Source organism: Pseudolactococcus yaeyamensis, from assembly GCF_054658615.1.
In genome coordinates this window covers 1-12,716 of record NZ_BAAGGP010000085.1, presented here as the reverse complement: position 1 = coordinate 12,716, position 12,716 = coordinate 1, and the positions used below count along the sequence as shown (strand labels likewise).

Genomic DNA, 12,716 nt, shown 5'->3' with positions numbered 1-12,716 from the left:
CCAGTCGATGGTTGATTACTGTACATCAAAAGAAGGGTGTACAAGACTTGAATCACTAGGTTACAAAATAACCGATATAGACAATATGGTTACTGTTAGTTGGGAAAAATGAAGGGAGAATTAAATGACAAAAGATATCTTTCTTGACATTAATCAATTTATTATACAATTCAGGATTTTATCTTCAAGGATAATGTTGCCACTTGTATTGTTGGTTTCAATTCCTATAATATTAAGATTTATACTATCTCTTGTTATACACGATGATTTTAAACGGAGCCGTTCTGATTTATCTACAATTAGGGATAGTGTAGTTAAACCGATTACACCATTATCGCAGTTCACAGCAAAACATGAAGCTGAAATCATTAAGGTAGGCGCAAAAAAATCTGATTTTAAAGCATATGCTCTACAGGAAATAGAGACATTTTTTGAAAATGAGCATATTAGACATCAAGAGATTTTAGCTGACAATACAGGAAATTATAGTATAAGAGTGAAACAAAACTCACGAGAAGCGATGATGACAATCTATGCGGAGATTTTAAAGTCTTTCAAAAGGGTCTATCAGGATAAAAGAGAAAAGGAACTAAAAATAGATCGAGATTTCAATACTTTGCAAAATCAAGAGATTGATATTGCCATCACTGTTTATGATAAATGGAAAGAGATACCCAAACAATACAAAGTGCAAAAGTAGAAAAGTGGAATTTTCTACCAAAGGAGGGAAATTGAAAAGAATAAAAATAGTCACAATATCAGTCATTGCGCTGATTATTATGGTGGTTTTAGGTTTGACCATTCACCGTTGGCTTGATGTCAATAACTTCACTAAGGAAATCAAAACAGAACGTCTATCTAATCACGCTAAGCGATATAAAGAGGGACCAGTTACTAATGATTGGGATAAAATTAAGGCAGCCCAAGAGCAGGCAATCAAACAAGGCATACCTGAAAATGCTTATGCTTTGTTAAAAATTCCATCCATTGGCTTAGAGTTACCCATCTATTTAGGAACAAACGAGTACACGCTATCTCTTGGCGCTGCAACTTATCTCTATGATACGCTAGCAGGCGAGGGGAACTTTGTCTTAGCAGGTCACTCAACTCCTTATCAAGGCGTTCTCTTTACTGACTTACACAAGGTTGAAAAGGGAGCGAAAATCATTGTGGAAATCCCTGATAAAGAATTTAGCTATATTGTGGATGACGTTGTTAGAAGTGATAAACAGTTTGAAACTGTCAATAATGTGCCAACGGATGAAATTTTGAAGTTACCTGCTGATAAAGAAAAACCAAAAATCACTCTATTCACCTGTGTCAGTTGGCAAAATAATAGTGAGCGGTTAATTGTAGGTGGTCACTTGGTAGAAAAGTAGAATTTGTAAAAATATTATCATGTTATAATTGATTTGAAAATGAAAAAAATGAAAAGAGATTACTCATGATAAAGAAAATAAAAGAAGAATTTGACGTTAATCAAATTTCTAACAGGAGAGAGAATGACGGGGATATTTACTATTCTTATAGCATTGTGGACGATATCATTCGTAAGAAAACAGTGGTATATTGAGGATGAGATGAAAAAGAACGATTTTGCACATTCAGCATTATATCTTAATTTCACGGTAAATGATAAAAAAGAAAAAGAGGTTAGTGTTAGCTATGATGAAACGATCATTTATGATAATGATGAAACATCTATCAGAGTGTCAAGTATAGAGGAAAAGACACACACTAGACAAATCAGATTACCTGAACTGAAGTTCCAAATCAAAAGTGGTCGGATTTTAAATGTTTATTCAATGATATCTGATTTTAGACATGTTGAAAAAATCGTAGAAACGAAGATAATTTTGAGTAGTGCTGATGAAGTCATTTCAGAATCTAAAAAGGCATTCAGTTTTTTGAATCCAGAAATCAAAGGGTTTAAAAATAGTGACGGCAAGCTATATTTTTACAGTTCAATTTTAATTAAAGGGACTGGGGATAGAAACTATCTCTTTATGCAAGCATACGATGGCAAAAAACACTATCTAATTGATGATGTGGTAGGTTTATCAACATACAATAGGGATATGCCTCAAATATTTTATGACGAGTATCAAGCACTTCGTAAATATTTGATTGAAAGTGGTATTAGTTTATAAAACATAAGCAGACGATAAAGTTGTTGGTAGAAAAGTAGAATTTTCTACTAATAAAAATCTAAAAAAGCCACAGAATATGGTAAAATGGAGAAAAAATAAGATGAACAGCAATTTAGAAATGTTAATCGGAGATTGGTTAGTACTTCAAAAGGTCGAACTATCGGATATAGACCAAAATCTAAGGATTGAAAATGGTTTTTATATTTCGGCAATTCGGGCAAATAGAGGTAGTGACAATGTCAAGGGATTTATTCAAGTATCAAAACTGATTCTTGAAGATTATCGTTATGTGCAAAAACAAAATCATCTTAGCGAAAAATGGATGAAGCATGTGATAGAATATATCCTTTTTACTGGAGAAAGCGAGTTTAGCGAAAAAGATGAATTTAAACAATTCGTTCGTGAGCAAGAAGAGTTTAAGAAATATGAACAATGATTTGAACGATGAACTAGGTAAATTAACACAAAAAGTGCTAGATTTGGAACAGACCGTAGAACAATTAAACAGGCAAGTAAAAATCTTATCTAAAATTGCTTCGTTTAATCATACTGAATGGCAAATTTCCCACTATGTAGAACACAAAAGAAAGATGTTAGCAGTAGGTGTGAGCCAGACCTTCGATAGAAATTTTCGGATTTGTAGGATTGATTGTGATTTGTATGAATTAAACGAACGAGATAATCCATTTCGAAATAAAGGGCATATGTGGGCAACTATTACCTATGACGAAAAGGACAAAGGGAAAGTTCATGTAAAACTTGAAGATTTCACGATAGCTGTCAGAAGAAGAAGTCAAGGCTACGGTTCTATATTGTTAGATACTTTTCTGTTTCATATCAAACAGTATTTGTTAGTAGATACATTAGTTATCACAGGAATGTTATCACAGGAGGATGAAAAAAATCCTGAGAATCAGCAACGTCGAGATGATTTTTATAAAAAATTTGGATTTGAACTTAATTATGAAACTCGACAACTCAAAAAAGTAATATCAAGTAAACAAGATGAATTGACATCAGTACAAAAGTAGAAAAGGACATTTTTTCACTGAAAGAATGAGATGAGGTAAATAATATGAAATTGAATAAAAAACAACTGATTATTGGTGGGGTAACTTTGGCTCTTGTGCTTGGTGGGGGGATTGCGGTAACATCGCATCAAGTTTCAAAAGCTCAAACTCGTGATCGACAAGAAAAATTAGTAAATGATACAGCTGCAGTTGAAAAAATTCAAAAGCAAATCAAGGCGGGTTATCTCAATGATAAATCATCTTTTATCAAAAAATCAGTGACATCTAAGACTGTTAGCGAACTTCAAAAAAGTTTGAATCAATACTCGAAAACAAACGATGTAGCGCTTAAAAAGCTAGTCAAGACGACACAGGGTCAACTTGGTAAGTTTAAAGCAACCTTTGAGGCAATTACTTCGGTTAATGACTTATTTGAGAAATCCGTGATTACTGAAGATAAACTCACTAAGGATGTGGCGATTAAAGCCGCAACAACCGCAAAAACAGCTGAGGCAATTAAAGTAGCTGGTCTTGACGAAACAGTAACGAAAACGCTTACTGAAGCGAAGCTAGAAGCTACTAATCAAGCTAAGACACTTGATACAGCCAAAACTTTAGTTTCATCTCTTTTCAAAGACGGTAAGGCGTTAGACAGTGAAGATGGCTACAATAAGGCGAAAGCTGAAGTTGCTAAAGTCAAAAATCAGACCGAGAAAAAAGCCCTTGAAGATAAACTGGCTCAGGTTAAAACAGTCGTAGATGATGCCAATAAAAAAGAGGCGGACGAGAAGAAGAAACAAGAGGAAGACAAGCAAGCTGCTGAAAAACAAGCCGCTGAAAAAGCAGCTGCAGAAACAGGTGGCTCAGCGGTACAAGACAGTAACGGCTCTTGGAGTGTTCAACAACCGACAGATAACAGCGCTGTACCAGGACAAAACAATGGTGGCGGTTCAACAGGAGGCGGTAACGGCGCAGCTGCACCAAGCCCAACGCCTACACCACAAGCACCTGCGCCAACACCACAACCAGGTGCACCGACGATTGTTGCAGGGGCGGTCGGCAATTCAGGTATGTTGTTTGATTCAATAGAGGAAGCTATCGCTTGGGCTAAAACACAGCAATATGACGAAAATAATCCTAATTACATGAAAAATCGACAAGTAGTAGACGTTGTCTATTCAGACGGTTCACGTAAATGGACTGTGAATTTCTTTTAAATTAGAATAAAGCGGAGAATGACTCAAATGTTCTCCGCTTTTTTTGTTTGGTGGAAAAGTAGAATTTTCTACTTGAAATGAAAGGGATAATTTGACATTGGAAGAAAACACATACAAGGCACTTGTGGAACATTTAGTACTGAATAATAGACTTCGATATTCAGAAGTCCCTTATGAGCTGCGCATCCAAAATCTCGCTCTTTTTTACTACGCTTTGCGAGTAGCTAGGGATAATTTATGTGATGCCACGCAATTTGTAGAGGTCTTACAGCAGTTTTTACTGGATATTGACGAAATTGAGAAGGAAGGTGGTGTTAATACGAGGTTGCGGGTAAGAGTAATTCATGCTATTGTTGGAGTAGAAAATAAATTTACAGGAGTTGAAGCGTTTGATGGATTTATCCGACAACAAGAAAGAACTAGAGCATGGCTTTTTGAAGATTAATGAGTGCTTTGATTATGCTAATAGAGCCAAAGACGTGACACTTTTATACTATCCAGATATTAATAAGATAGGTTTGCGTGATTTTCAGAGTAAAATAAATTTTGAAGTACTATCTTACTATGACAATCAAGATATTAAAAAAGTTAGACTTTGGGAATTTCAATCTAAAATAGTTAATCAAGGATATGGCACAGTAATTTTACAAGAGTTTTTCAATTATTTTACTGAAAGGCAAACACAGCCTGTAACTATCGTTGGAAAACTCTCGGATGTTGACGAAGAAGATGAAAATAATCGTCAACGTAGAGACTATCTTTACGAGAAATTTAAGTTTGAATTTCTTAACGGATGGGTCGAAATAATAATTAACTAGGTACGCCGAACTGAATAATAATCTGAAGCATGTATTCCATCGCTTGAATATGTGTTTTTGTTTGGTAGAAAAGTAGAATTTTCTACTTTTCTACTTGAACTGAAATGATTGACGTGAAAACGGAAAGCAGTAAAAGATATGATAAAATGGAAGGTAACGAAATGGATATTCTTATTACAGAAACAAAAATAGAAGAGACGGTTGCACGATGGATTTTGGATGATAGGATTCGTATTCAAGAATTACCAAGGGAATATCGAGTGTTGCATCCTGTATTCTATATCTATGCTTTTAGAGTATCGAGAGGACTTCACGATGTCAAAAGATATGTGGAAGATTTAAATATTATTTGGTCTGATAGCTCTGGTTTAAAAACAATGGGGGAGTTTGAAAACAATCCTGAGGATATTCATCGAGGCGCTTATTTGAGAAGACGATTTTGTAATGAACTATTTACTGGAAAAAGTGAATTTGAAGGGGATGAACACTTTGAAAAATTTTTCAAACTTCAAAAAGAAAGAAATCAGGATTTCTTTGAGCCTAGAACAAGACTATAATCAAGATGAGTTAGTCGTTTTCTTTACGCCTTATTTTAGTGTGAATGAACACCTTGAAGGCGCAGTTTTTGAATTATATAAATCTGCCAATCATTATTATCTGCAGGACTGGATTAGTAAATTAGAGTGTGATATTCATAACACCGATAACAGTCCTGAATATGTTGAAATCGTCTCTTTTATTACTTGGAATAAACAACGAGATAAAGGCTATGGGAGTTTGTTATTGCGAGAATTTCTTAAATGTATGGAAGATGTAACAAAGAAATCGAAAGGGAATATCACGATATTTGGAGAGTTGAGGAAGATTGATGAAGTAGATGAGAACAATCACCAAAGGAGAGATCATGTTTATCAAAAGTTTGGGTTTGAGCTAGATTATAGAACCCGAAAACTAGCAAGAATAGTTACCAAAGAAATAAAATAAATCAAAAAGCAGAGAATTCGTAATCACGATGTTCTCTGCTTTTTTTGTTTGGTGGAAAAGTAGAATTTTCTACTCAAGTCAGAAATTCAAGATTTCAACTTCCTTTTTAACTGCTCATAAAATCCCTCATGAGCGCCTGCTAGTAAAACTGGTATAACGCTATTGTTTTCGACTTTATAAGCCACACGGTAGTGAGTCTTTCGATAAATGAACCCTTTGGTATAGATGCCAGTCTTTAACGTCCCTGACAAGGGTTCTAGGGCAATATCATTATAAATTAAGTCAAGAAATTCTGTTTTTAGTGGTTTTTCTCTCAACTTTTTAAGATATTTCAAGACATCTTTTGATGGCACGACCTCATAAGTCAATGGCTTTCTCCATTTCTTCACGTGTCATCGCCTTATTAGTGTTAATCGTATCTGAGGCAATGTCTTTAAGTGCTTGATTTAGTGCAGCTTTTTCTTTTGAAAAGGCGCTAATCAACGTCTCGCCTGAATATCCTTCCGCTAAAAGGTCACGCAAGATAAATTCATCAAAATCCAAGACATCGACTTGCTCTTCGACAACGAAGTGGTAAAAAATACCGTCTTGCCTAAGTTCTGGATCTAGTTTGACGCCTGAAGGGATTTTAAAGGTAGTGGGAATTGAAACAGTAACAGAATTACCTTGTTTACGAGTTTTAACAACCATGATGAGCATCTCCTTTGCTTTATTCTATCTATCATTATTATACTGTAATTACCATGTAATTATAAGAGGCGTTCTAAAATTTGACCGAAATGTCGCTAAACTAAGTCATAAAATTATATAGAGTAGAAAAGTAGAGTTTTCTACTTTGTTAGAAAGGTAAAATTATGAAAATAATGCTTATATTAAATCTCGCTTCCATGTTGTCTTTTGTAATATTTTCAACAATATTGCTACTAATTTTTGAGCAAAAGAAAAAAACAACCTTAAATTATGTCTTATTAGGATTATCTTTTCTAGTAATGCTTGCGATTGTATTTTCGTGGTATATTTTCTTTAGAGATGTACCTGGCTGGTTGTCTTTTTTCTGGGGAATACGAGGTTAGTTTGTCAGGGGGAGTAAGGCAATAACTACCACCTAAACTTGAAGGAGTAATTTGGAATTGGAAGAAAGCACATATAGGGAGGTCAAATTATGGAAATAGCACTTCTATATAAACGCCGCTTCAATGTTATCTGTTGGCGTATTTGGAATCATCTTGCTACAAATTATTGAACAAAAGAAAAAACAATCCTAAATTATGTCTTATTGGGTTTATCTTTTCTTGTAGCACTTACGCTTGTACTTTCGTGGTACACCTTTTTTAGAACCCTGCCCTTTTGGATGTTTTTTTGGGAATAAGAGCTTCATTTTATCATAGTTAAGAGTTTCCAAAATGCTAGTGAATAGGAGAAGTATAACTATTGGTAATGTCACTATATTAATTGCTTCTGAAGAAAAAGATAGAAGTAACGTTAATAAAATCGTGCTAGATGAAACGCCTAATAAAAAGAAGTTGGTCAGATTGATTGTTTCTTCTCTAAAGAAGAAATCAAGATTTAATTTTCTTGCGAATTTCATAATTATTACCAGAGTACCAAAGCACAGACAAGCAATAAAAAAAGCAGGTGGGCAACTTATTAAAAGCTGCTCAGTATTAACTGAATGCCAGACTTCTTTTAGTGCAGAAGGATTCAAATTTAGTTTTGTTATTTTAATTATTCCATAGCTAAGTAGAGCGGCGATTACCAGTAGTATATACAAAACTACTGTAAAGACGAGTGTTTTAAAGATAAGTGAACAGTAGGATTTTATTGTATTTTTAAAATTTTTCTTCATGTTTTATTTTCCATATAAACTTCTTAATTTGATTTTATAAATATTATATCACACGGTTTGTGACCGAAACGTCGGTAAACTAAGGCATGAGAAATCTTTTACGGGTTTCTCTTTTTTTGTATCAGAAGGGAATGTAATGGGTGAAATCGGAAAATCAATAGATAACTCTTTCAAGAGAAAGCGGATTACTTTTTATGAGGTATTTCCATTATTTCCTGAGGAGTTAAAAAAACAGGCAGTGGTCTAATGTTACCACCTAAAGACATCAAATCTCCAATAATCTTGAAACTCCCCATGATGTTGAAGATTAGGCGGGAAAAACGATTGGGGTATAGCGTTGCCATCAATTATCATTATCTTGTTAGTTATCTCATGGCAGACCGTAGTCAAAAAGCAAACATAAAAATCAAATTCACTTGGAAAATAAATTGGATTTATGAAAAAATCTTTTCTATCTATGAATACCGTATCAAATGTTGGTTGGTAGAAAAGTAGAATATTCTACTAATAGCTATTCTAAAATGATCGCTTAATCGCAGTGGTTTTTGTGATATAATAATCTTTGGGCTCGCTACCTTATACGTCGCAACGTAGAAGGAGGTGTTTAGGTGATATACGATTTAGTAATATTAATTGTCATCCCGATTTCAGTCGGTCTAGTCATTGAACTTGTTTCGATGCTAGTCGCTCGTTGGCTTGACAAGCAAGATGATAATTAAGGCGTGCCCTTAAACAAGCCACACGCTAGTTAGCTATAATTAGTGCAAAAAGATACCCCAGAGAATGCCATCTCTGGGGTATTTGTGTTTAAGTAATATACGATTTACTAAGTTCATTATACCACTTTTAAAAATCTATTGTCAAATTTTGCTCGAAAATAGATTTTGAGATTAAAACATAAAAATAGCCAGACCGAAAAGTCGTTAAACTAAGGCATGGAAAATCTTTTACAGGTTTCTCTTTTTTATATCATAAAATTACATAGAGTAGAAAAGTAGAAAATTCCACTTTTCTACTAAATTAAGAATGAAGGAAGAACAGAATGGATAAAAGAAAACAAAAACGAAAAGAGATGCTAGATATAGCAAAAATGGTAATGAATTGGTGTATCGTCTTTGCGATATGCACTGCTTTATTCTTGCTTTTCGAACCGTATTATAATTTCAGGTTTAAATTATTCATATTGAAATTTTTTTTACCTATCGTTTTTATCAGTAGTTTTTTTGTTTTTATTATCTTGTATTTCCTTAGCTTTAAAGATAAGAAGAATAAAAAATAAGATAAAAAAGATGGAATATAGGATTGGTAATTGAAAATGTTGATTATAAATGTTGGTTGTCTTTTTTGTAAAATGAAAAGTCTATTGGAGATAATATACAATGTATTTACGTGGGTCTATGAATTGTCCAATGTTGTGAAAATGGTAATAGTTTCGCTTTGCTTCGTCTTTTTCGCAATTAACTGGATAGTATGTGGTAGGAATTTTAGTTCAACTTTCATAGATTGTTTTAAAATTCCATTTTTATTTAGAATGATAATTAAGCTGTTCTGGATTTTTTTAATGATAGTAACAATCATGATCATCACACTTTATGTGTCATATTTTATGAACTCTCAAAGATAACGCAAAATACTCCTAATATGAATAAAATCACGGTAATTTTCAAATAGAGCACAAGGATTTTCAAGATATAATTATTAATTTGTTCTTCTAAAAAATTGAATGGGAACATCAATTTACTGCCTGAGAATAAGTGATATTGGAGACGATAGCTATATCCCCGTTTTTTTACACCTTCAAATTTTCGAGTTTGATTAAGTAAATACCAATATTTTTCAGAGAATTTATAATAATTGAACTTTGCATCACTGTATTTTTTAGATTTTCTTTTCTCAGAAGTAAGATATTTATAGATATTTTCAAAAGATTTTTGGGCATATGATGTTAAGTCTTCATCAATATAGTAAAAGATTTTTTCATCTGATTTAACTGTTTGGATGAAATTATCAAGTATTATAGCGTAATCATTTAATGTTTTTATATCATCTTTTATAGGAAACTGGAAAAGGCGAAACTCTAAACTTTTTTGAAATGGTAAAAAAATTTTTTGAAGTAGTACTTTATAATTGTTTGATTTTCTATCATGGTTTATATTAATAAACCTCTGAATTAAAGACCAAGCAAACGTAAGTAATCCAGCAGAGCTAAATAACTTTATCCAACTGGTTAATTCATTTAATTTCATAAATTTAATTTTCTTTCTATTTTTATTTAACTTAATTATATCAAATAACCCGACCGAAACGTCGTTAAACTAAGGCATGAGAAATCTTGACAGGTTTCTCTTTTTTATTTTAAGGCACAAAATCCCATAAGGTAGAAAAGTAGAAAACGCCACTTTTCTACCTTGAAAAAGAAAGAAGGTCAATGTGAAGAAAATTCGTGAACCGACAAGGAACCTTGTCACAAATCCATATTCCAAAAAGGAGGAAAGATGAAAATCAAAAAAATATTAACAAGTGCTGCGATAGCTTTAACGTTTGGCGCAAGCACAGGTCAAGTTTCAGCCGCAACACTGACACAAGATTATCTCAACCCTATGACATCCTACACGTCCGTTAATGGTGCATGGAATGGTTGGGGAGATGTTTCACGAATGCGTATTGACGGTAAGCTAGGCTGGTGTATTGAGCCACAAACGCCAGCTCATGCAGGTGGCGGATATAATTCAACGCCATCATACAGCGAGAAGATGAATCTCATCACGGCTATGGCGAGTGATTTAGGTGCTGAAACGAATAACGAAGTTTACACTGCAGCGCTAAAAATGTTACATGGTGAGGTTGGGTGGACTTGGACGAGTTTGAGCGGTATGCCCATGTCGAACGTTGATTCACAGATCAACGCAATTAATAATAAAATCAATCAATGGAACACTAAACCGAGCTTTAATGGGCAGACTGTTACTGTGAAGTACGGTCAAAGTGTCACACTGACAGATACAAACAATGTATTAGCGGGTTATTCGAGTTTACAAATAAATTCAGGAAATGTAACTTATTCAATCAATGGGAACAAAATGACAATCACGCCTAAAGACCCTAGCAAAGCTAGTGGAAATCTTATATTTGAACGTCCTGATAAGTACGGTACCCCACTAGTCTGGGATAAACCAAACTCTCAGACTATCATTACTCAGGGCGACCCACTTAGCACACCATTTTCAGTTAAACTCGTCATTGAGCTTGCTGGCAACGTCAGAATCCAAAAACTGGATAAAACAATAGGCAAGCCAATCCCTAATACAAAATTCCATCTCAAATATACTGAGAATGGCACTGTGAAAGAATACGATTTAACGACTGGTGCCAATGGCTTAACCCCTAATAGCGTGGATATCTTGCCTGACACAACCGTCGAGGTTTGGGAAACGTCTGTACCAGAGCCTTATAAACTTGACTCAACGCATTTTACTGGAAAAATCAAAGCAGGCGATACGATCACATTGACCCAGAAAAATGTCTTGATGCTTAAGTTCCCACGGACAGGCAGTGTTCACACGTTGATTCTCAAGGTTATATCAACTTTGATGACTGCGTGCATTGGATTAGTACTTTATCGTAAACTCAAAATCAAAAAGAGAGTTTAAGGTTATGAAAGGAAACAAGTGATTGATGGTTATCATTAAGATGTTGATTGTGATTATACTCACTGTTTTGATGGCATTTGCTGAACTAGTGACTGCTAACAAAATCGATAAGAGGACAGAAGATTGGAAAATCACATTGCTTAAAGCTGTTCTTCTAGCTACCCTTGGTGCTGTACTTTTTATCGTTTTCGCAAGATCTTTACTTTAATGTATCTAATTGATAAATTAAATGATAGGTCGGTTGCTAAGACTATACTAGACCAGAACAAGGTGAATCCAGAAAATATTTCAACAATTCCTAGAATTTTTAAATATTTTCGGAATAAGAAATAAGCAGATTGAAGAAGTTGTTTTCGATTGTGAAAAGAAAAATCAAAGTGAGACATGTTTCCATAGAGACATTCATATATCACAAAAATGAAGAAAAATATTGCACCGAGGTAGTAAAATAAAAGACATGTAGAAACAAAGAAATGTTGCTTATCCGATATCTCGCCCTTTTCATCAAAGTGGTAGAAAGTTATCATATGGATGATTTTGAAAATCAAATACAACCATAGAAAACACTTCCAAAATGCAAGAGATTCCTCATGAGTGACATTTGACCAGAAAGAGATAAAGTTATGTGGCAAGATTGTTGCTGTTTTTTGAATGAGTGTTTTGAGTTCTTCTTTCAAGAAAAAGGATAACAAAGCAATCCAAAATAAAAATTGAATAATTGGTAGGAAAAAGGCAGGTAATACTTTGTGAGATGAAAATCTTTCTGTCAGTAGTTTGAACAATCCAGTCATATTCGTTACCTCAATATATTTGATACTAAACATTATACCAAACATAGGGACATCACTTGTTTAAGCAAATAAAAACAAAAATAAAAAATCTATAGGAGGCTATTTTGAAAATCAAGATTAGAGTTAAAAAGAGTCTAACCACGCTCGCTATTGCAAGTTCCTTTATGGGAGCTTTTTTTATTACTCCAAAAGTTCTAGGGACTTTTGAACCGACAGTGGTTCATGCTGCGGATAGCACACAAACAGCCGT

At 34.0% G+C, this 12,716-nt stretch carries 17 protein-coding genes; 13 read left to right on the top strand and 4 right to left on the bottom strand.

Annotated elements, in window-relative coordinates:
• Positions 1 to 124: 124 nt before the first annotated feature.
• The 10 genes from ACYQ21_RS12985 (at position 125) to ACYQ21_RS12940 (ending at position 6,179) form a co-directional block, all read left to right on the top strand.
• Complete coding sequence (locus tag ACYQ21_RS12985; protein WP_460058886.1) at positions 125 to 700, top strand: hypothetical protein; 576 nt, start codon at positions 125 to 127, stop codon at positions 698 to 700.
• 31 nt (positions 701 to 731) lie between these two features.
• Positions 732 to 1,379, top strand: coding sequence for a sortase (locus tag ACYQ21_RS12980; protein WP_460058884.1), 648 nt, complete (start codon positions 732 to 734; stop codon positions 1,377 to 1,379).
• Positions 1,380 to 1,502: 123 nt separating this feature from the next.
• A complete protein-coding gene (locus ACYQ21_RS12975; RefSeq protein ID WP_460058883.1) occupies positions 1,503 to 2,150 on the top strand; it encodes a hypothetical protein in 648 nt (215 codons plus the stop codon).
• A gap of 100 nt (positions 2,151 to 2,250) precedes the next feature.
• Complete coding sequence (locus ACYQ21_RS12970) at positions 2,251 to 2,586, top strand: hypothetical protein (RefSeq protein WP_460058881.1); 336 nt, start codon at positions 2,251 to 2,253, stop codon at positions 2,584 to 2,586.
• Between the two features lies 1 nt (position 2,587).
• Positions 2,588 to 3,181 (top strand): hypothetical protein, encoded by a 594-nt coding sequence (locus ACYQ21_RS12965; RefSeq protein WP_460058880.1) that lies wholly within the window; start codon positions 2,588 to 2,590, stop codon positions 3,179 to 3,181.
• 44 nt (positions 3,182 to 3,225) lie between these two features.
• A complete protein-coding gene (locus tag ACYQ21_RS12960; protein ID WP_460058878.1) occupies positions 3,226 to 4,377 on the top strand; it encodes a cell division site-positioning protein MapZ family protein in 1,152 nt (383 codons plus the stop codon).
• A gap of 91 nt (positions 4,378 to 4,468) precedes the next feature.
• On the top strand, positions 4,469 to 4,822 hold the full coding sequence (locus tag ACYQ21_RS12955) for a hypothetical protein (protein ID WP_460058876.1): 354 nt from the start codon (positions 4,469 to 4,471) through the stop codon (positions 4,820 to 4,822).
• A complete protein-coding gene (locus ACYQ21_RS12950; protein ID WP_460058875.1) occupies positions 4,770 to 5,195 on the top strand; it encodes a hypothetical protein in 426 nt (141 codons plus the stop codon). The genes ACYQ21_RS12955 and ACYQ21_RS12950 overlap by 53 nt, the downstream gene beginning before the upstream one ends.
• Before the next feature lie 113 nt (positions 5,196 to 5,308).
• Positions 5,309 to 5,752 (top strand): hypothetical protein, encoded by a 444-nt coding sequence (locus ACYQ21_RS12945; RefSeq protein WP_460058873.1) that lies wholly within the window; start codon positions 5,309 to 5,311, stop codon positions 5,750 to 5,752.
• Positions 5,730 to 6,179, top strand: coding sequence for a hypothetical protein (locus tag ACYQ21_RS12940; protein ID WP_460058871.1), 450 nt, complete (start codon positions 5,730 to 5,732; stop codon positions 6,177 to 6,179). Before ACYQ21_RS12945 ends, ACYQ21_RS12940 begins: the two co-directional genes overlap by 23 nt.
• 86 nt (positions 6,180 to 6,265) lie before the next feature.
• Here ACYQ21_RS12940 and ACYQ21_RS12935 read toward each other — a convergent pair whose 3' ends face one another.
• From ACYQ21_RS12935 to ACYQ21_RS12925, 3 genes are all read right to left on the bottom strand, one after another.
• On the bottom strand, positions 6,266 to 6,547 hold the full coding sequence (locus tag ACYQ21_RS12935; protein ID WP_460058869.1) for a type II toxin-antitoxin system RelE/ParE family toxin: 282 nt from the start codon (positions 6,545 to 6,547) through the stop codon (positions 6,266 to 6,268).
• Positions 6,537 to 6,869: an AbrB family transcriptional regulator gene (locus ACYQ21_RS12930; protein WP_460058867.1), complete on the bottom strand. Its 333-nt coding sequence runs from the start codon at positions 6,867 to 6,869 to the stop codon at positions 6,537 to 6,539. The genes ACYQ21_RS12935 and ACYQ21_RS12930 overlap by 11 nt, the downstream gene beginning before the upstream one ends.
• 592 nt (positions 6,870 to 7,461) lie before the next feature.
• Positions 7,462 to 8,025, bottom strand: a complete 564-nt coding sequence (locus ACYQ21_RS12925; protein ID WP_460058866.1) for a hypothetical protein — start codon at positions 8,023 to 8,025, stop codon at positions 7,462 to 7,464.
• A gap of 246 nt (positions 8,026 to 8,271) precedes the next feature.
• On the opposite strand from ACYQ21_RS12925, the gene ACYQ21_RS12920 reads away from it, so the two are divergent.
• Positions 8,272 to 8,520 (top strand): hypothetical protein, encoded by a 249-nt coding sequence (locus ACYQ21_RS12920; protein WP_460058865.1) that lies wholly within the window; start codon positions 8,272 to 8,274, stop codon positions 8,518 to 8,520.
• A 1,109-nt stretch (positions 8,521 to 9,629) separates the two neighbouring features.
• Here ACYQ21_RS12920 and ACYQ21_RS12915 read toward each other — a convergent pair.
• Complete coding sequence (locus tag ACYQ21_RS12915) at positions 9,630 to 10,271, bottom strand: hypothetical protein (RefSeq protein WP_460058864.1); 642 nt, start codon at positions 10,269 to 10,271, stop codon at positions 9,630 to 9,632.
• Between the two features lie 249 nt (positions 10,272 to 10,520).
• Here ACYQ21_RS12915 and ACYQ21_RS12910 point away from each other — a divergent pair, with 249 nt between their 5' ends.
• Positions 10,521 to 11,675 carry a SpaA isopeptide-forming pilin-related protein gene (locus ACYQ21_RS12910; RefSeq protein WP_460058862.1) on the top strand — a complete coding sequence of 385 codons (1,155 nt, stop codon included), beginning with the start codon at positions 10,521 to 10,523 and terminating at the stop codon, positions 11,673 to 11,675.
• A gap of 25 nt (positions 11,676 to 11,700) precedes the next feature.
• A complete protein-coding gene (locus tag ACYQ21_RS12905; protein ID WP_460058860.1) occupies positions 11,701 to 11,883 on the top strand; it encodes a hypothetical protein in 183 nt (60 codons plus the stop codon).
• Positions 11,884 to 12,716: the final 833 nt, after the last annotated feature.

What these genes read in the sequence shown, in the direction of transcription:
- ACYQ21_RS12985 (WP_460058886.1), top strand. Translation starts at nt 125, where the DNA reads ATGACAAAAGATATCTTTCTTGACATTAATCAATTTATTATACAATTC.
- ACYQ21_RS12975 (WP_460058883.1), top strand. Translation starts at nt 1,503, where the DNA reads ATGACGGGGATATTTACTATTCTTATAGCATTGTGGACGATATCATTC.
- ACYQ21_RS12970 (WP_460058881.1), top strand. Translation starts at nt 2,251, where the DNA reads ATGAACAGCAATTTAGAAATGTTAATCGGAGATTGGTTAGTACTTCAA.
- ACYQ21_RS12960 (WP_460058878.1), top strand. Translation starts at nt 3,226, where the DNA reads ATGAAATTGAATAAAAAACAACTGATTATTGGTGGGGTAACTTTGGCT.
- ACYQ21_RS12950 (WP_460058875.1), top strand. Translation starts at nt 4,770, where the DNA reads ATGGATTTATCCGACAACAAGAAAGAACTAGAGCATGGCTTTTTGAAG.
- ACYQ21_RS12930 (WP_460058867.1), bottom strand. Translation starts at nt 6,869, where the DNA reads ATGGTTGTTAAAACTCGTAAACAAGGTAATTCTGTTACTGTTTCAATT.
- ACYQ21_RS12925 (WP_460058866.1), bottom strand. Translation starts at nt 8,025, where the DNA reads ATGAAGAAAAATTTTAAAAATACAATAAAATCCTACTGTTCACTTATC.
- ACYQ21_RS12920 (WP_460058865.1), top strand. Translation starts at nt 8,272, where the DNA reads ATGTTACCACCTAAAGACATCAAATCTCCAATAATCTTGAAACTCCCC.
- ACYQ21_RS12915 (WP_460058864.1), bottom strand. Translation starts at nt 10,271, where the DNA reads ATGAAATTAAATGAATTAACCAGTTGGATAAAGTTATTTAGCTCTGCT.
- ACYQ21_RS12910 (WP_460058862.1), top strand. Translation starts at nt 10,521, where the DNA reads ATGAAAATCAAAAAAATATTAACAAGTGCTGCGATAGCTTTAACGTTT.
- ACYQ21_RS12905 (WP_460058860.1), top strand. Translation starts at nt 11,701, where the DNA reads ATGGTTATCATTAAGATGTTGATTGTGATTATACTCACTGTTTTGATG.